At 64.8% G+C, this 17,448-nt stretch carries 17 protein-coding genes and 2 pseudogenes; 11 read left to right on the top strand and 8 right to left on the bottom strand.

The window, feature by feature from the left end; all coding sequences use genetic code 11:
• The first annotated feature begins 10 nt into the window (after nucleotides 1-10).
• From cbbX to ABIA40_RS20585, 4 genes and pseudogenes are all read left to right on the top strand, one after another.
• Nucleotides 11-943, top strand: coding sequence for a CbbX protein (cbbX, locus tag ABIA40_RS20600; protein ID WP_404543058.1), 933 nt, complete (start codon nucleotides 11-13; stop codon nucleotides 941-943).
• The gene (gene rpe / locus ABIA40_RS20595; protein ID WP_271542578.1) at nucleotides 940-1,677 is read left to right on the top strand and encodes a ribulose-phosphate 3-epimerase; all 738 of its coding nucleotides are present in this window, start codon (nucleotides 940-942) and stop codon (nucleotides 1,675-1,677) included. The genes cbbX and rpe overlap by 4 nt, the downstream gene beginning before the upstream one ends.
• A 158-nt stretch (nucleotides 1,678-1,835) precedes the next feature.
• Nucleotides 1,836-2,393 (top strand): annotated as a pseudogene (locus ABIA40_RS20590) (EAL domain-containing protein); the annotation flags it as partial.
• 167 nt (nucleotides 2,394-2,560) lie between these two features.
• Nucleotides 2,561-2,773, top strand: a complete 213-nt coding sequence (locus ABIA40_RS20585) for a hypothetical protein (RefSeq protein ID WP_271542576.1) — start codon at nucleotides 2,561-2,563, stop codon at nucleotides 2,771-2,773.
• 18 nt (nucleotides 2,774-2,791) lie between these two features.
• On the opposite strand, the gene ABIA40_RS20580 is transcribed toward ABIA40_RS20585, so the two are convergent.
• Complete coding sequence (locus ABIA40_RS20580) at nucleotides 2,792-3,628, bottom strand: universal stress protein (protein WP_271542575.1); 837 nt, start codon at nucleotides 3,626-3,628, stop codon at nucleotides 2,792-2,794.
• Between the two features lie 161 nt (nucleotides 3,629-3,789).
• Here ABIA40_RS20580 and ABIA40_RS20575 point away from each other — a divergent pair.
• Together ABIA40_RS20575 and ABIA40_RS20570 are read left to right on the top strand one after the other, a co-directional pair.
• Nucleotides 3,790-5,378: pseudogene (locus ABIA40_RS20575) on the top strand (Do family serine endopeptidase); the annotation flags it as partial.
• 271 nt (nucleotides 5,379-5,649) lie between these two features.
• Nucleotides 5,650-6,012, top strand: coding sequence for a hypothetical protein (locus ABIA40_RS20570; RefSeq protein WP_404543056.1), 363 nt, complete (start codon nucleotides 5,650-5,652; stop codon nucleotides 6,010-6,012).
• 6 nt (nucleotides 6,013-6,018) lie between these two features.
• Here ABIA40_RS20570 and ABIA40_RS20565 read toward each other — a convergent pair whose 3' ends face one another.
• Nucleotides 6,019-6,327 (bottom strand): DUF6496 domain-containing protein, encoded by a 309-nt coding sequence (locus ABIA40_RS20565; protein ID WP_271542570.1) that lies wholly within the window; start codon nucleotides 6,325-6,327, stop codon nucleotides 6,019-6,021.
• Between the two features lie 90 nt (nucleotides 6,328-6,417).
• Complete coding sequence (locus tag ABIA40_RS20560) at nucleotides 6,418-6,612, bottom strand: DUF3072 domain-containing protein (RefSeq protein WP_057026883.1); 195 nt, start codon at nucleotides 6,610-6,612, stop codon at nucleotides 6,418-6,420.
• Between the two features lie 115 nt (nucleotides 6,613-6,727).
• Here ABIA40_RS20560 and ABIA40_RS20555 point away from each other — a divergent pair, with 115 nt between their 5' ends.
• A complete protein-coding gene (locus ABIA40_RS20555; protein ID WP_404543054.1) occupies nucleotides 6,728-6,949 on the top strand; it encodes a hypothetical protein in 222 nt (73 codons plus the stop codon).
• A gap of 97 nt (nucleotides 6,950-7,046) precedes the next feature.
• Here ABIA40_RS20555 and ABIA40_RS20550 read toward each other — a convergent pair whose 3' ends face one another.
• Complete coding sequence (locus ABIA40_RS20550; RefSeq protein ID WP_275508731.1) at nucleotides 7,047-7,280, bottom strand: hypothetical protein; 234 nt, start codon at nucleotides 7,278-7,280, stop codon at nucleotides 7,047-7,049.
• Between the two features lie 94 nt (nucleotides 7,281-7,374).
• Nucleotides 7,375-7,632, bottom strand: a complete 258-nt coding sequence (locus ABIA40_RS20545; protein ID WP_404543053.1) for a hypothetical protein — start codon at nucleotides 7,630-7,632, stop codon at nucleotides 7,375-7,377.
• A gap of 140 nt (nucleotides 7,633-7,772) precedes the next feature.
• On the opposite strand from ABIA40_RS20545, the gene ABIA40_RS20540 reads away from it, so the two are divergent.
• Nucleotides 7,773-7,994, top strand: a complete 222-nt coding sequence (locus ABIA40_RS20540; RefSeq protein ID WP_404543052.1) for a hypothetical protein — start codon at nucleotides 7,773-7,775, stop codon at nucleotides 7,992-7,994.
• Here the strand turns inward: ABIA40_RS20540 and ABIA40_RS20535 are convergent.
• Both ABIA40_RS20535 and ABIA40_RS20530 read right to left on the bottom strand, forming a co-directional pair.
• Entirely contained in the window at nucleotides 7,991-9,478 is a 1,488-nt protein-coding gene (locus ABIA40_RS20535) for an HWE histidine kinase domain-containing protein (protein WP_404543050.1), read from the bottom strand. The genes ABIA40_RS20540 and ABIA40_RS20535 overlap by 4 nt on opposite strands.
• 13 nt (nucleotides 9,479-9,491) lie before the next feature.
• The gene (locus ABIA40_RS20530) at nucleotides 9,492-15,785 is read right to left on the bottom strand and encodes a HAMP domain-containing protein (protein ID WP_271542560.1); all 6,294 of its coding nucleotides are present in this window, start codon (nucleotides 15,783-15,785) and stop codon (nucleotides 9,492-9,494) included.
• Between the two features lie 284 nt (nucleotides 15,786-16,069).
• Between ABIA40_RS20530 and ABIA40_RS20525 the strand changes: the two genes are divergently transcribed.
• Nucleotides 16,070-16,363: a hypothetical protein gene (locus ABIA40_RS20525; RefSeq protein WP_271542558.1), complete on the top strand. Its 294-nt coding sequence runs from the start codon at nucleotides 16,070-16,072 to the stop codon at nucleotides 16,361-16,363.
• A gap of 2 nt (nucleotides 16,364-16,365) precedes the next feature.
• Here the strand turns inward: ABIA40_RS20525 and ABIA40_RS20520 are convergent, their stop codons facing one another.
• Nucleotides 16,366-16,878 (bottom strand): DUF4142 domain-containing protein, encoded by a 513-nt coding sequence (locus ABIA40_RS20520; RefSeq protein WP_404543049.1) that lies wholly within the window; start codon nucleotides 16,876-16,878, stop codon nucleotides 16,366-16,368.
• 95 nt (nucleotides 16,879-16,973) lie between these two features.
• Here ABIA40_RS20520 and ABIA40_RS20515 point away from each other — a divergent pair, with 95 nt between their 5' ends.
• Entirely contained in the window at nucleotides 16,974-17,168 is a 195-nt protein-coding gene (locus ABIA40_RS20515) for a hypothetical protein (protein WP_074447527.1), read from the top strand.
• 113 nt (nucleotides 17,169-17,281) lie between these two features.
• Complete coding sequence (locus ABIA40_RS20510; RefSeq protein WP_271542554.1) at nucleotides 17,282-17,410, top strand: hypothetical protein; 129 nt, start codon at nucleotides 17,282-17,284, stop codon at nucleotides 17,408-17,410.
• The last annotated feature ends 38 nt before the right edge of the window (nucleotides 17,411-17,448 follow it).

Genomic DNA, 17,448 nt, shown 5'->3' with positions numbered 1-17,448 from the left:
GAGGGTAGTCATGCTTGATGTCCCCCACGCAACCACGACCGAACACAGCGAGACCCATTTCGATCTCCGCAAAGAGGCTGAAGCGGCCGGGATCACCGAGACGCTGCAACAGCTCGATCGGGAGCTGATCGGGCTCAAGCCGGTCAAGAACCGCGTGCGCCAGATCGCCTCGCTGTTGCTGATCGAGCGCATCCGGCAGCGTGCGGGCCTGGCTTCCGCGCCGCCGACGCTGCACATGTCGTTCACCGGCAATCCTGGAACAGGCAAGACCACCGTCGCTCTGCGCATGGCCAGGATCCTGCACGGCCTCGGCTTCGTGCGTCGCGGGCAGGTGATCTCGGTGACGCGCGACGATCTGGTCGGCCAGTACATCGGCCACACCGCGCCGAAGACCAAGGAGATCCTGAAGAAGGCAATGGGCGGCGTGCTGTTCATCGACGAGGCCTATTACCTGCATCGTCCCGACAACGAACGCGACTATGGTCAGGAATCGATCGAGATCCTGCTCCAGGTGATGGAGAACCAGCGCGAGGACCTCGTCGTGATCCTCGCCGGCTACGGCGAGCGGATGACGAGTTTCTTTGGCTCAAACCCCGGCTTCCGCTCGCGCATCGCCCACCACATCGAATTCCCTGACTACGCGGAGGCCGAGCTGCTCGTCATCGCCGAGCTGATGCTGAAGGAGCGTGGCTATCGCTTCTCGGCTGCGGCGCGAGAGGCGTTCGAGAAGTACATCGCGCTGCGTCGGACCCAGCCGTTCTTCTCCAACGCGCGCTCGATCCGCAACGCCGTCGACCGCGTCCGCCTGCGGCAGGCCGATCGGCTGGTGTCCGATCTCAATCGCATGCTCGATGTCGCCGACCTCGAAACCATCGATGCCATGGACGTGCTCGCGAGCCGGGTGTTCAGCGGCGGTGCGGATGCGCGGAGTGCAGTGCCATGACGAAGGAGATCATGATCGCTCCCTCGATCCTCGCCGCGGATTTCGCGCGCCTCGGCGAAGAGGTCGCCGCGATCGACGCCGCTGGGGCCGACTGGATCCATTGCGACGTCATGGACGGACATTTCGTGCCGAACATCAGCTTCGGTGCCGACGTCATCAAGGCGATACGGCCGATGACGAGGAAAGTCTTCGATGTGCATCTGATGATTGCGCCGGCCGATTCCTACCTCGAGACCTTTGCCAAGGCCGGGGCTGATGTGATCACGGTGCATGCGGAAGCCGGCCCGCATCTCGACCGCTCGCTCCAGGCGATCCGAGCGCTCGGCCGCAAGGCTGGCGTCAGCCTTTGTCCGTCGACGCCGGAAGCGGTGATCGAGTATTTGCTCGATCGTATCGATCTCGTGCTGGTGATGACGGTCAATCCGGGTTTTGGCGGCCAATCCTTCATCACATCGCAGATCGACAAGATCAGGCGGATCAGGACCATGATCGGCGAGCGGCCGATCCGGCTGGAGGTCGACGGCGGTATCACGCGCGATAATGCCGCGGCCGTGGCTGCAGCGGGCGCCGACACGCTGGTCGCCGGCTCCGCCGTGTTTCGCGGCAAGGGCGCTGGCGAATATGCCGCTAATATCGCGGCTATTCGAATCGCCGCGGAGATCGGCCGGGCTCCGAGGCTGCAAGATAGTTCCTCGCCCACGAAGCGGGCAGAAGAAAGTGCGCTCATCCGGTAGATTACGGATCAGTTGCGGACCGCTGCTGGGGTCCCAGTGCGCCAAGAGAAGAATCGATGAACGACCGCGCAATGCTAAGCCTCTCAATTTGCGGTTTGGGAACGCTATGAGAGCGCGGATGCAGAACGACGGTAATTGTGGGCATGAAGCCTGCACGCCGCGAGGCGTGCCGCGAGGCGGCATCCTGGCCGCGGCCGTTGCAGGTCGCGGTCAATCTGTCGCCGGTCCAGTTCCAGGTGGGCGATCTCGAGCGCTCGATCCACCAGATTCTGTTGGAGACGGGGCTGACGCCGACGCGGCTCGAGGTCGAGATCACGGAGGGCGTGCTGATCGGCGATTTCACCCGCGCGCTCAACCTGCTGCGGCGGCTGAAGGCGCTCGGCAGCCGCATCGCCATGGACGATTTCGGCACCGGCTATTCCTCGCTGTCCTATCTGCAGTCGTTCCCGTTCGACAAGATCAAGATCGACCGCAGTTTCATCTCCAACCTGGAGGCGACGCCGAAATCGGCCGAGATTGTCCGCGCCGTCCTGAGCCTGGCGCACGCGCTGAAGATCCCGGTCATTGCCGAGGGAGTGGAGACGGAAGCCCAGCGTGCTTTCCTGGCGCGCGAGGCCTGCGAGGAGATGCAAGGCTATCTCGTCGGCCGGCCTGATCTGATCGAACGCTATCTCGACTTGGTCGGCGTCGCCGTGGAGCGCCGCCTCTCCGCCTAGCGTTGGGCACACAGTTCCAAACGGACGTTTGGAACTAAAATCCTTACCGGCACTTCTCGAAATCAACTTGGTTCAGGCGCGTTGTGTGCGCAGCAAATGTTTTGCATAAACGCCATCGGCCTGACGCAAATCAGGGCAATAAGCCCGTGAACGCGAGGGAGGGTCTCATGGAGAACGTACGTCGCTACCGGGCGCTGGCGTCCCTCTGCCGTCAGCAGGCGGCCTACCGGCCGCTCCAGAACTGGGAACTCCTCGGCCAGGCCGAACATTTCGAACATCTCGCCGAAATCGAGCTCAAGGCGCATTTCGACGCGTGCAATGTGCATCGCGAGAAGGACGCCGCCGCGTCGGCGCCGTGGGAGGCTCCCGTCGCGGCGTGACGGCGCCAAGGCGGCTCATCAATGCGACATCAGCGTCGAGACCGTCATGGCTTCCAGCATGGCGCGGGTGACACCCCCGAGAACGCGTTCCTGCAACCGCGAATGGCCGTAGCCGCCCATCACCAGGAGATCGAGACTCTCGTCGGCCGCCAGCGACAGAATGATCGGCTGAATGTCGGCGCGCGTGGCGGTCAGGCTGACCGTGCGGGTGGACAATCCGCGCCGGCCGAGATGTCTGGCCAAGCCGCTCGCTGAAGCTTCGCCGGAGACGTCGTCGGTCTCGTTGACGGTGATGATCACGATCTCTTCGGCGCGCGCCAGGAACGGAGCTGCGTCGCGCATGGCGCGGGCGGCAACGCGACTGCCGTCCCAGCAGATGCCGATCCGCTTCGCCTTGAAGGCTCCCCGGAAGGTGTAGGGCAGGAACAGCACCGGGCCGCCCGCCCGGAACAGGATCTCGCTCGGCACGTCGTTGTCGAACGAGCCCTGCGCCGGATCGGGCTGGAGCACCACGTTGAGATCGTGCAGCCGTGCCATCTCGCCGAGCGAGCCGGCGGCATCCGCGGGGATCGCGCCGAGTGCGTGGCAGGTATAGGAGATGCCGGCGTTCGCCGCCTCGCTCTTGAATACCGCGAGCGCCGCCTCGGCCCGCTCCACGGCGCGCTCGCGCTCCAGCTCGAACACGGCCGCCACCGCCGCGCCGCCTTCCATGACGTAAGCTGTACTGGTGGCGACATAGCCGACCGCGACCGCGTCGAGATGCGCGTTGAGCTTCGCCGCGAGCGAGACCGAGCCCTCGATCGCGGGACGCATGGGACGTTCGGTGGGAATGTGGACGAGAATGTCTTTGTACATGGCGCGCCTCCGCTGAGCATCATCCGATGGTCGCAGTTTCTCCCTGCGCGAAGGCGACGCGTTGAGCTGTATCAAACGTCCGGATTGCCTGCTGCGCCCGCTCATCCATTCTTTGCCGAGATTTAATCGGACGGACGGGACGTCGTAAGGTGGCAGCGACCATGTTGAGGGCAAGGCGACACCTGCTCAACATGGACATTTCGACATGAACGATCGCGTCAATTCCGACATCAACACTTCTCGCAAGATCTTGCGGCCGCGGCGGCTCGCGCTGCTCGGCACCGTGGCCGCGCTGGGCGTGGCCGCCCTGGCCGTTGCGCCAGGCGCCACGCCGTACGGCATCAACTCCTTGATTGCGCCGGCTCAGGCGGCCGAAGCTGCCGCGACGCCGCCCGGCTTCGGCGATCTCGTCAGCAGGGTCAAACCCGCTGTGATCTCGGTGCGGGTCAAAATCGATCAGGACAACGACAAGAGCGCGATGCTGCAGCAGAACCGGATGGATTCGGACGAGGACACGCCGTTCGACCAGTTCTCGCGACAGTTCGGTTTCCGCTTTCCGGGCGGCGCGAACGGCATGCCACGCCAGCGCCACCAGATGATCACGGGCGAAGGCTCCGGCTTTTTCATCTCCGCCGACGGCTATGCCGTGACCAACAATCACGTCGTCGATCGCGCCGAGTCCGTGCAGGTGACGATGGACGACGGCACGACCTACACCGCGAAAGTGGTCGGCACCGATCCGAAGACCGATCTCGCGCTGATCAAGGTCGACGGCAAGAAGGACTTTCCGTTCGTCAAGTTCTCCGACCAGAAGCCGCGCATCGGCGACTGGGTGGTCGCGGTCGGCAATCCCTTCGGTCTTGGCGGCACCGTGACCGCCGGCATCGTCTCGGCCAGCGGCCGCGACATCGGCAACGGTCCCTATGACGACTTCATCCAGATCGACGCGCCGATCAACAAGGGTAATTCCGGCGGCCCGGCCTTCGACATGAACGGCAACGTGATCGGCGTGAACACTGCGATCTTCTCGCCCTCGGGCGGCTCGGTCGGCATCGGCTTCGATATCCCGGCTTCGACCGCCAAGCTCGTCGTCGCGCAATTGAAGGACAAGGGCGCGGTCACCCGGGGCTGGCTCGGCGTGCAGGTGCAGCCGGTGACGTCGGATATTGCCGACAGCCTCGGGCTCAAGGAGGCGCGCGGCGCGATCGTCGACAATCCGCAGGATGGCAGCCCGGCGGCGAAGGCCGGCATCCAGGCGGGCGATGTCATCACCGCCGTCAACGGCACCACGATCAAGGACTCCCGCGACCTCGCCCGCACCATCGCCGGCTTGGCGCCGGGCACGTCCGTGAAGCTCGATGTCTTCCGCAAGGGCGACAGCAAGACGATGACCCTGGTGCTCGGCGAACTGCCGAATGAGCGCCAGGCTAAAGGCAATGGCAATGCCGACGAGGGCAGGGGACAGTCGGGTGCCGGCACGCCGCGCCTCGGCCTCAGCCTGGCGCCCGCAGGTGACGTCCAGGGCGCAGGCCAGAACGGCGTCGTCGTCACCGAGGTTGATCCGCAAGGCCCGGCCGCGCAACGGGGCATCCGGACCGGCGACGTCATCCTCAATGTCGGCGGCAAGGCTGTCAGCAATGTCGGCGAGGTCCGCTCCGAGCTGGCGCAGGCCAAATCGTCGGGCAAGCGCAGCGTGCTGCTTCAGGTCAGAAGCGCGGAGGCCACCCGCTTCGTTGCGGTGCCACTCGCATTGCGCGAACTCGACCCTCACAAATCCAGGAAGGCGGCCTTCGGGCCGCCTTTTGCACACACGTCACGTCCGCACCAGGCCGGTCACATTCTCGTTAACGGCAGGGATGATGACCTGGTGCGTCCGAAAAAGCCGTGTTCGCTGATCACACTCGCAAGACGCCTCAGTGCTCTGCGGCAACGCCGCCGCCGACCGGGTTGCAAGCGTGGAACTTCGAGCCTCCCGGCGCTTTGTGGAACTCGCCGGTGGTTCACAAGTGATCGGTGCCATCATGGATCGACTGAAGCTCTCGCTCAGGAGTGCGCTGCTCGTGGTGCCATTGGTGCTCTCGGGTGAAAACGCGCTCGGGCGCGACGACGGCCGCTACGCGAATTCTCCTCTGAAGCCATGGTTCGACAGTTTGCGCAGCCATCTCGGTCCGTGCTGCTCGGATGCCGACGGTTTCGCCCTCGCCGATCTCGACTGGGAGTCGCACAACGGGCGCTACCGTGTCCGCATCGACGGGCAGTGGATCGACGTGCCGGACGAGGCCGTCATCACCGAGCCGAACCGCGCCGGCCGCACCATGGTGTGGCCGGTCAAGACTGCGTTCGGGATTTCGATCCGCTGCTTTATGCCGGGGAGCATGATCTGAGACCGGTCAGCGCGACCGCTTGGATGATTTGCGCTTCGATGATTTCTTGTTGGATGATTTCTTGGACGACGTCCTCGACGATTTCTTGGACGTCGTCTTGGCGCTCTTGCGCTTTGAAGCCTTCTTCGGGACCTTCTTGCCCTTCTTGCGTGCCTTCGACAGTCCGATCGCGATGGCCTGCTTGCGGTTCTTGACGCGGCCGCCGCGCCCGCCACGGCCGCTCTTCGCGGTGCCCTTCTTGTAACGCCGCATCTCGGTGGCGACATCGCTGCCCGAGCTGCGTGAGTAGCGGCGCTTTTTTGCCTTGCGTGCCATGCATATTCTCCCTCGGCGGGGAGAACCATTCTGCACAGCCATGGTTCCGGGAGCGTGGAACGGCGCAGGCCTAAAGCGCGATGCGATGCTCTAGAAGGAGTTTGCCAGCTCGATCTCCGCTTCCAGCACCTGGATGCGCCGGGCGGCCTCGCTGAAGGACAGATCCCGCGCATATTGGCCGGGCTGGTAGGCCTCTTCGCTGAGCCGCTTCAGCTTGAGGCCCTGCGCCCGCGTCATCTGCTCGCCCAGGAAAAATCTGGCGTCGTATTTACCTTGAACCTGCATCTGGCGTCTCCGTCCTGAAATCGTGACTTGACTATATGTTCTTATTTTGTTCTAACAAGGCATGGACAACAGAATTAATGAAATTCGACGTAAAATCAGAGCCTTGAGGTTTGAGATGGCCGACGTCGAGGCGTCGGTGCGCGACCTCGTCGAGCGCGATCACGACTGCACGGAAAAGGCCCTGGCGCAGATGGACCTGCGCCGGAAGATCAATCTCTTGATCGCCGAATGGAAGGCGGCCGGCGGCAGCGACGTACTGCCGAACGTCCGCGACCGAGTGCGACTTCGTGCCGTGAAGACAGGCGGCAATTCCGCGCGCGCAGTCGAGCGCCGCTGAGATCCTTGGCGCCGGATACTGAAGGCCGAGTGCCGAGCCCAAAGATAGAAGACAAAGGGCTCCGCAATGCGGAGCCCTTCATGATTCCAGGGCGCGCCTATTTGGTGGTGGTCATGCCGCCCTTGTTGGTCATGGTGCCGCCCTGATCGGAGCCGGGACCGGCGCCGCCTTGGCCGGATGGATCAGCGCCCTTGGAGGACTTGGTGTTGGCGCCGGTGGTCTGTGCCGACGATTCATGCTTGGCCTTATGCGATTTGGCCTGGGCGGCAAACGGCGCGGCGGCAAGGCCCGTTGCCAATATTGCGGCGAGAGCGAGCTTGGTCGTCTTCATGCGGGGGAACTCCCTGAGTTAAATTGACGCAGGCAGCAAACCGCGCGTCGCGGCAGGAGTCCCGGCGAAGTATCTTCCGTGCGTCACGCACGCTTCAAGTTTGCTTGTCCTCGACCAGGATGAACACGGTGCCGGTGAGCGTCGCGCCGATCGCGAAGGTCGTCACCAAGGTGAGGGCGAAGACCATCGCGGCCTGGCTTCCGCCATTGTTCAGCAGGTTGGCGACGGCTGGATTGGACAGGACGAGCGTGAGGCTGAAAATGAGGCCAAGCGCTGCGCCCATCATTGCATGTGTCATCAGCTTGATAAGGCCGCTGGCAGAGATCAGCTCAGACGACTTTTTGGTGCGCAAGGGACGGCATCCCGAACTGCCACGCCAACGCGCATGTGATCGCCGGGTTCCGCTCCGCTGAAGGAATTGTTACCGCCCGTTTCATCCGGCGTTCATGCCGGGCTTGCCAAGATGGGCGCCAGCAAAACGGGAACATCGATATGGGTAAGGTGGTCTTTCTTTACCGCTCGCTAGCCTATCGCAACGCAGCCGCGGACATCCTGCGCAAGGCGCGCAAGCTCCCGATTGGCGCGGAGCGGAGCGCAGCTCGCCGCTACGCGAGGGCGCTGCGCGATCTCGCCCGAACGGAAGCCTGGCTCGAAGGGCGCGTCGCGCGCGAACCGCGCACGGCGGAGCGCATGAGCAGCGCAGCGTCAGGTTAACCGGATGCGCGTTGCAATTCGGCGGCGCCGGCGGTGTCGAACTTGCTTGGTGCAGCCGCCGCGGTCTTGCGTGTCAACGGCACCTCAAGACGGCACAGCAGGCCCTCGGCGCGCCAATCGAACTGCGCCTGTCCGCCAAGCTGGGACTCGATGCTCGCAAGCAGGCTTCGCGTGCCGAAGCCGCGCGATTTCGGGGTCTTGACCAGGGGACCGCCAGATTCCTCCCAGCTCAGCGTGAGCAGCTCCTCGTCGACCTGCCAATCGATCGCGAGCCGCCCCGATCGGGTGGATAGCGCGCCGTACTTGGCCGAGTTGGTGAAGAGCTCGTGCAGCGCGAGCGCGAGCGTCTGGGCCGTCGCCGGCAGCAACTGAACTTCGGGCCCTGCCAATTTGATCTGGTCACCCAGCGAATAGGGCGCAAGCTCCTCGTCGATCAGCCTGGAGAGCTCGGCGCCCTGCCAGCTCGACAGCGACAGGATGGTGTGCACGCGCGCCAGCGCATTGATGCGCCCCTCGACGGCGTTGACATAGGCCTTGACCTCGTCGGCCCGGGTGAGGCGCACGATCGATTGCGCCAGCGCCAGCGCGTTCTTCGCGCGATGATCGACTTCCCGCGCCAGCAGGTTCTGCCGCTCCTCGGCGCGCTTGCGCTCGGTGATGTCGACGGTCACGCCGCTGACGCGCACCACGCGCCCGCTCTCGTCCGTGGTTGCGGCCGCCGTGCCGACGCACCAGCGCACCTCGCCGTCGGGCCGCAGGATGCGGAACTCCGTCTCGTACGCGCGCGTACCCTTGTTGAACTCGGCGATCGCCTTGCGCAACTGATCGACGTCATCGGGATGCAGCAGGCCCTGAACGCTGGCCGGAGTGACCTCGAAATCCTCGGGGCTGACGCCGAAGATGCGGTATTGCCCCTCGTCCCACATCCAATCGCCGCTGATCCAGTCCCAGTCCCATGACCCCATCTTGCCGGCCGCGATCGCCATGCTGCGCCGCTGCTCGCTCTCGCGCAGCTTCGCCGTGGACGCCTCCAGTTCCGCGGTGCGGGCGCGGACGCGATCCTCGAGCTCGTGGTTCAGCCGTTCGAGCTCGCGCGTCTTGCGGTAGAGCTCGGCAAACACCTTGATCTTGGCGCGAAGCACCTCCGGCACGACCGGCACTGGCACGTAATCGACCGCGCCCATCTCGTAGCCGCGCAGCCGGTCGATGTCGCTGACCTGGATGGCCGAAATGAAGATCATGGCGGTCTTCTGAAAGCGCGGATGCTCGCGGATCATCGCGGCGAGCTCGAAGCCGTCGAGCTCGGGCATGCAGACGTCGACCAGGATCACCGCGATCTCGGTCTTGAGCAGCACCTCCAGCGCCTCGCGGCCCGAGGAGGCGATCACGAGGTTCTCGCCGAGATCCTTCAGGATCACCTCATAGGCGAGCAGCTTGGCCGGCTGATCGTCGACGAGCAGGATGTTGACCTTTTCCTGGTCCATGCGCGGGTCCAACTCAGCGATGCAGCCACATGCGGATCGCAAGCAGCAATTGGTCGGTGTTGACCGGCTTGGCGAGGTAGTCAGACGCGCCGGCTTCGAGGCACTTCTCGCGGTCGCCCTTCATCGCCTTGGCGGTCAACGCGATGATCGGCAGACGGGCGAAGGCCGGGTTCTCGCGGATCACGCCGATGGTCTGATAGCCATCCATCTGCGGCATCATGATGTCCATCAGCACGATCGCGATCTCCGGATTGGATTCGACCAGCGTCACCGCCTCACTGCCGGTCGTGGCCGTCAGCACCTTCATGCCGCGTCGTTCCAGCACGCTTGAGAGCGCGAAGATATTGCGGGCATCGTCGTCGACGAGCAGGGCGGTCTTGCCGATCAGGTCCTCGTCGGAACTGTTCAGCTTCTCCAGCATGCGCTGCTTCTCGATCGGCAGCTCCGTGATCACGCGGTGCAGGAACAACGCGGTCTCGTCGAGCAGGCGCTCGGGCGATTCCACGCCCTTGACCACGATGCTGCGTGCCATGGTGTGAAGCTCGGCATCCTCCTCGGCGGAAAGCTCGCGGCCGGTGAACACCACGACGGGGATGTTCGACAGCGCCTCGTCGTTGCGGATCTGATCGAGCACCTCGAAGCCGCTCATGTCGGGCAGCCTAAGGTCGAGCACCACGCAATCGCAGGGTTGCTCGCGCAACGTCGTGAGCGCGCCGGCCCCGGTATCCGTGGCCAGGATCTCGATGTCGTCGTGGTGCAGCAGCTCGCGGATCGAGAGCCGCTCGGCCTCGTTGTCCTCGACGATCAAGAGCCGCTTGCGCCGCGGCCGCGCATATTCCTTGATTTGCGTCAGCGCGGCCGAGACGCCCTCGGTCGTCGTCGGCTTGTTGACGAAGGAGAAGGCGCCGCGCGCCAGCGCATGCTGGCGGTCCTCGTCGAGCGTGATGATCTGGACCGGGATGTGGCGGGTGAGCGGATTGTGCTTGAGCTGGCTCAACACGGTCCAGCCCAGCATGTCGGGCAGGAACACGTCGAGGGAGACGGCCGTCGGCTGGTATTGCTTGGCGAGCTCGAGGGCCTCGGCGCCGCGCGCGGCGACCAGGACCTTGAAGCCCTTGTCGCGGGCCAGATCGACCAGCACGCGGGCATAATGCGGGTCGTCCTCGACGATCAGGAGAATGGTGTCGCCGGGCTCGAGGTTGAGGCGGTCGTCGGGCAGCTGCTCGATAACGCGCTGCTGGTCGGGCGCAGCAGGCTGCAGCGCCGGCGGCTGGCCGTATTGCTGTGACGCCGGCGCCCGCGGCGCGAGGGTCGGGCCGGAATATTTCAAGGGCAGATAGAGCGTGAAGGTCGAGCCCTTGCCCGGCGCGCTGCGCAGGTGGATCTCGCCGCCGAGCAGGCTGGCAAGCTCGCGGCTGATCGCAAGGCCGAGGCCGGTGCCGCCATATTTGCGGCTGGTGCCGGCATCGGCCTGCTGGAACGCCTCGAAGATCAGCTTCTGCTTCTCCAGGGGAATGCCGATGCCGGTGTCGGACACTTCGAAGGCGATCACGGCCGGCGCCGAGTTCAGCACCGGATGATCCGTCCCCCAGCCGCCGATTGCGCCGGCGACCTTCAGGCGCACTTCGCCGTCGGCGGTGAACTTGAAGGCGTTGGAGAGCAGATTCTTCAGAACCTGTTGCAGCCGCTTGGAGTCGGTCACGATGCTGCGCGGCAGGTTCGGATCGACGTCGATCTTGAACGACAGGTTGCGGTTGTCCGCCTCGTGCCGGAACGGCCGGCCGACGGTCTCGAGCAGGTTCGCGGTCAGGATTTCCTCGGCGTCGACCGTCACGGTGCCGGACTCGATCTTGGAGAGATCGAGAATGTCGCTGATGAGGTTGAGCAGGTCGGTGCCGGCACCATGGATGGTGCGGGCGAACTCGACCTGCTTGGCCGAGAGGTTGCCATCGGGGTTGTCGCTGAGCTGCTGTCCGAGGATCAGGATCGAGTTCAGCGGCGTACGCAGCTCGTGGCTCATATTGGCGAGGAACTCGGACTTGTACTTCGACGTCAGCGCGAGCTCGGTCGCCTTCTCCTCGAGCGCGCGGCGGGCCTGCTCGATCTCCTGGTTCTTGCGCTCGACCTCGACGTTGCGTTCGGCGAGCTGCTGCGCCTTCTGCTCGAGCTGGTCATTGGTCTGCTGCAATTCGCGTTGCTGGGTCTGCAGCTCGCCGGCGAGCTGCTGCGACTGCTTGAGCAGGCCTTCGGTCTGCATCGTGGCCTCGATCGAATTGAGCACGATGCCGATGGAGTCGGTGAGCTGCTCCAGGAACGTCATCTGCGACGTCGTGAAGGAGATGAGCGAGGCGAGCTCGATCACGGCCTTGACTTGGCCCTCGAACAGCACCGGCAGCACGACGAGGTTTTTCGGCGCGACGCGGAACAGCGCCGAGTTGATCGGCACCACGTCCGACGGAATGTCGGAGACGACGCGCGGCCGCTTGTCGAAGGCGCATTGGCCGATCAGGCCTTCGCCGAACTGCAGCACCGGCTGATAGGGGTAGACGCCGTCGCTGGCGTAGGAGGCGAGCAGCAGGAGCTGCGGATCGTTCTCGTTTTCGACCTGGTAGATCACGCCGGTATGGGCGTTCACCAGCGGCGACAATTCGGTGAGCAGCAGGCGGCCGACGGTGGTGAGGTCGCGCTGGCCCTGGAGCATGTTGGTGAACTTGGCGAGGTTGGTCTTCAGCCAGTCCTGCTCGGTGTTCAGCTCCGTCGTGAGACGGAGGTTGGTGATCATCGTGTTGATGTTGTCCTTCAGCTCCGCCACTTCGCCGCGGGCGTCGACCTGGATCGACCGCGTCAGGTCGCCCTTGGTCACCGCAGTTGCGACTTCCGCGATCGCGCGCACCTGCGAGGTCAGGTTGGCCGCGAGCAGGTTGACGTTGCCGGTGAGATCCTTCCAGGTGCCGGCAGCGCCGGGCACGTTGGCCTGACCGCCGAGCCGGCCTTCGACGCCGACCTCGCGCGCCACCGAGGTCACCTGGTCGGCGAAGGTCGCGAGCGTCTCGGTCATGTTGTTGATGGTGTCGGCGAGCGCCGCGACTTCGCCCTTCGATTTCACCGTGAGGTTCTGCTTCAGATCGCCGTTGGCGACCGCGGTCACCACCTTGACGATGCCGCGCACCTGCTCGGTCAGGTTCGCCGCCATGAAGTTGACGGTGTCGGTGAGGTCCTTCCACGTGCCGGCGACGCCGGGCACTTGGGCCTGGCCGCCCAGCTTTCCTTCCGTGCCCACCTCGCGTGCGACGCGCGTCACTTCGCCGGCGAATGCGTTGAGCTGGTCCACCATGGTGTTGATGGTGTTCTTCAGCTCCAGGATTTCGCCCTTCACATCCACAGTGATCTTGCGCGAGAGGTCGCCGCGCGCGACCGCCGTGGTGACTTCGGCGATGTTGCGGACCTGGGTGGTGAGGTTCGCAGCCAAGAGGTTGACGTTGTCCGTGAGATCCTTCCAGGTGCCGCCGACGCCGGGCACCACGGCCTGACCGCCGAGCCGTCCCTCGGTGCCGACCTCGCGCGCCACGCGCGTGACTTCGGCGGCGAAGGAGCGGAGCTGCTCGACCATGGTGTTCAGCGTGTCCTTCAGGAGAAGGATCTCGCCGCGTACGTCCACCGTGATCTTCTTCGACAGGTCGCCGCCGGCGATGGCGGTTGCGACCTCGGCGATGTTGCGGACCTGCGCTGTCAGGTTGGAGGCCATGAAGTTGACGTTGTCGGTGAGGTCCTTCCAGGTGCCGGCGACGCCGGGCACCTCGGCCTGGCCGCCGAGCTTGCCTTCGGTGCCGACCTCGCGCGCCACGCGCGTGACTTCGCCGGCAAAGCCGTTGAGCTGGTCCACCATGGTGTTGATGGTGTTCTTCAGCTCGAGGATTTCGCCCTTCACGTCGACGGTGATCTTGCGCGAGAGGTCGCCGCGCGCCACCGCGGTCGTCACCTCGGCGATGTTGCGGACCTGGGCGGTGAGGTTACCCGCCATCGAGTTGACGGAGTCCGTCAAGTCCTTCCAGGTGCCGGCGACGCCGGGCACGTTGGCCTGACCGCCGAGGCGGCCTTCGGTGCCGACCTCGCGCGCCACGCGCGTCACCTCGCCCGCGAAGCGGTTGAGCTGGTCGACCATCGTGTTCAGCGTGTCCTTGAGCTGAAGGATCTCGCCGCGCACGTCCACGGTGATCTTGCGCGACAGGTCGCCGCCGGCGATGGCGGTGGCAACTTCCGCGATGTTGCGGACCTGGGCGGTGAGGTTGCCCGCCATCGAGTTCACGGAGTCGGTCAGGTCCTTCCAGGTGCCGGCGACGCCGGGCACGTCGGCCTGGCCGCCGAGCTTGCCGTCGGTGCCGACCTCGCGCGCCACGCGCGTGACTTCGCCGGCGAAGGCGTTGAGCTGGTCGACCATGGTGTTGAGCGTTTCCTTCAGCTGAAGGATCTCGCCCGAGACGTTCACCGTGATCTTCTTGGACAAGTCGCCCTTCGCCACCGCGGTTGCGACCTCGGCGATGTTGCGGACCTGGCCGGTGAGGTTCGAGGCCATCGAGTTGACGCTGTCGGTGAGGTCCTTCCACGTGCCGCCGACGCCGCGCACCACCGCCTGACCGCCAAGCTTGCCTTCGGTGCCGACCTCGCGCGCCACGCGCGTGACTTCGCCGGCGAAGGCGTTGAGCTGGTCCACCATCGTGTTGATGGTGTCCTTCAACTCGAGGATCTCGCCGCGCACGTCCACGGTGATCTTCTTCGAGAGGTCGCCGCCGGCGACTGCGGTGGTCACCTCGGCGATGTTGCGGACCTGCGCGGTCAGGTTCGAGGCCATCGAGTTGACGCTCTCGGTGAGGTCCTTCCAGGTGCCGGCGACGCCGAGCACGTTGGCCTGGCCGCCGAGCCGGCCCTCGGTGCCGACCTCGCGGGCGACGCGCGTGACTTCGCCGGCGAAGGCGTTGAGCTGGTCGACCATGGTGTTGAGCGTCTCCTTCAGCTGAAGGATCTCGCCCGAGACGTTCACCGTGATCTTCTTCGACAAGTCGCCGCTCGCGATGGCGGTCGCGACGTCGGCGATGTTGCGGACCTGCGCGGTCAGGTTGGAGGCCATGAAGTTGACGTTGTCGGTGAGGTCCTTCCAGGTGCCGGCGACGCCGGGCACCTGGGCCTGGCCGCCGAGCTTGCCCTCGGTGCCGACCTCGCGCGCCACGCGCGTGACTTCCGAGGCGAACGAGTTGAGCTGGTCCACCATGGTGTTGATGGTGTCCTTCAGCTCCAGGATCTCGCCGCGCACGTCCACCGTGATCTTGCGCGAGAGGTCGCCGCGCGCCACGGCAGTGGTGACGTTGGCGATGTTGCGGACCTGTGCGGTCAGGTTGCCGCACATCGCGTTGACGGAGTCGGTCAGGTCCTTCCAGGTGCCGGCGACGCCGGGCACGATGGCCTGGCCGCCCAGCTTGCCGTCGGTGCCGACCTCGCGCGCCACGCGAGTCACTTCGGAGGCGAAGGAGCGCAGCTGGTCCACCATCGTATTGATGGCTTCCTTGAGCTGGAGGATCTCGCCGCGGACGTCGACCGTGATCTTCTTGGAGAGGTCGCCGTTGGCGACCGCGATCGTCACCTCGGCGATGTTGCGAACCTGGTTGGTCAGGTTGTTCGCCATCGAGTTGACGCTCTCGGTGAGGTCCTTCCAGACGCCGGTCACCTCCGGCACCTGGGCCTGGCCGCCGAGCTTGCCTTCGGTGCCGACCTCGCGCGCCACGCGCGTCACCTCCGAGGTGAACACGCCGAGCTGCTTGATCATGGTGTTGACGATCGTCGCCGACTGCAAGAACTCGCCGCGGAGCGGACGGCCGTCGACGTCGAGCTTGACGGTCTGCAGCAGGTCGCCTTGGGCGACAGCGGCAACCGCGCGTGTCACCTCGCGGGTTGGCCACAACAGGTCGTCGATCAGCGTGTTGACGGAGCCTTCCATGTCGGCCCAGGAGCCGGAGGCGAGGCCGAATTTCACACGCTGGCGGGTCTTGCCTTCGCGTCCCACCACCTGGCCCACCAGCTCGAGCTGCTGTGCCATGCGCTGGTTGGCGGCGATAATTTCGTTAAAAGTGTCGGCGATCTTGCCGTCGATACCGAGATAGTCGCCGCTCATGCGCACCGAAAAGTCACCGCTGCGCATCGCCTGGAGGGCGAGCAGCAGTTCCGCTCGGGAATCTGACTCGGACGTACCGTTGATTTTTGGCTTTGGGACGCGACGACCGGAGCGTGATGCAGTTCCGGAATCGAGGTCGCTCATACTGTTTCCCCCGCAGGCGTCGGCCGAATCTGAGGCAAGACGCGTTCGACGAAATAAGAGCGTCAGCCAAATTCGAAATCAAGCGCCAACGTACGGCGCAAGGAAATGGAACCCGCTTTGCTCAGCCCAACCGAGTTAACGACGGACCGGCCGGTTTGTTCCACACCTCCTCGAAAGGAAAAAGGCCGCAGGGGCGGGTCGTCAACGCGTCCGTCGTCCGCAGCCCTGCTTCGGAACGGAGCGCCGAGCCTGACGGTTAGCCGGGGCAGACAGGGAGAACGGACATGAAGGCAGCAATTGTCGCCATCGCCATCACGGCGCTTGCCGCGGGGTCGGCTCTGGCGCAGGGCGGTGCGCCAAGCGGGCGCGGCTCCGTGACGGGCGACCCCGCCGCAAGCTCCGCCAACCCGCAGGCGGACACGCCGACCACCGGAGCGGCCACCCGCTCGAATCCAAGCGGAAGCGGCACGTCCTCGTCCGGCGGCAAGGACGACAACGGCGATGCGGGTCGCGATAAGATGCCGGAGAGCGACCGCACCGTGCGGCCGCAGAGCCAGCAACACCGGAACGACAAGTAGAGTTATTTGTCCGCCATGGTGCGCTCGGCGTCCCTGACCTGCGCGCGAAGCAGCGGAAGCTGTTCGCGCGCGAACGCTGCGAGCGCCGCATTGTCGGGCGCCGTCAGATAGCGCTCGAGCAGGCCGATGATCGATTCATACTCGGGAATTTGTGCGGCATAGAAACTTCTGACGTAGGCCGGACCATCCGACATTTCGGGCTCGACGAGGCTCGCGCTCAAGGATGTTGCCCTGCCGACATGCAGTTCCGCGCCGATGGCCTCCTGGACCTCTTTTAGTCGCTTGTCGCGCTTAGCCGCTTCCTCGGCGCGCAGGGCGGCGAGGTTCTTGACCTCGGCGTTGCCCTTGAGGTCGGTGTTCTCGAGCAGCCCCTGTTGAAACCGGCTGAAATTGTAGGCACCGCTGATCACCTCGATCGCGGAGGGCGCCCGTGCGCCGGGCTTTCGTTCGCCAAGGCTGTCGGCAAGCGCCGAGGTGCTGATCAATGCCAGAATGATTGCGGCGACAACTCGCATTGATCTTCAATGACGAACCGCGTGCGAAAGTTCCCCTACCATTACGATCCGGTAAGCGGGTTGCGGCGCAAGAGTTCCGTCCCCACGTCCTTTATATGAAACAGTCTGACGTCTTCAGAGACAACGCCGACAATTGTCTTCAGCTTGCCGAGCGCGCTGACGGACAGCCCGCCCATAAGCGCTATTCGCGCATGGCCGACGCCTGGACGGCACTCGCCAACGAGCAGGATTGGCTCGACGGCGAAATTTCGCCCGTTCCCGTCCATGCAGCTCCAAAGCGGAACGGGTGAGCTCGTCTTTAAAAATCTGCATGTGAGACCGCTCACGGAAGGCGCACAACTGATTTGGGATCATCCGGGAAGGTCGATCGCGGAGGTTTCCAATTGCAGAAGGAGGTTTGACGATGGCTCCACGTCTGGCTCTTCTCTCCCTCATTCTCGCCTTTGGCGTCTCCGTCGCGTTCGCGACGGTGACGACGGTGCGACAGGTGCATCTCGAGAGCGCATCTGCCGTCCATGCCGTGCGCAGCTGATTGCGGCAGCGGAACATTCGACGCCGCAATGCGTAAGC

The organism is Bradyrhizobium sp. USDA 223, assembly GCF_044909005.1.
GTDB lineage: Bacteria > Pseudomonadota > Alphaproteobacteria > Rhizobiales > Xanthobacteraceae > Bradyrhizobium > Bradyrhizobium yuanmingense.
The sequence above is the reverse complement of the archived record's forward strand: the minus strand, read 5'-3'. Positions and strand labels throughout refer to the sequence as shown.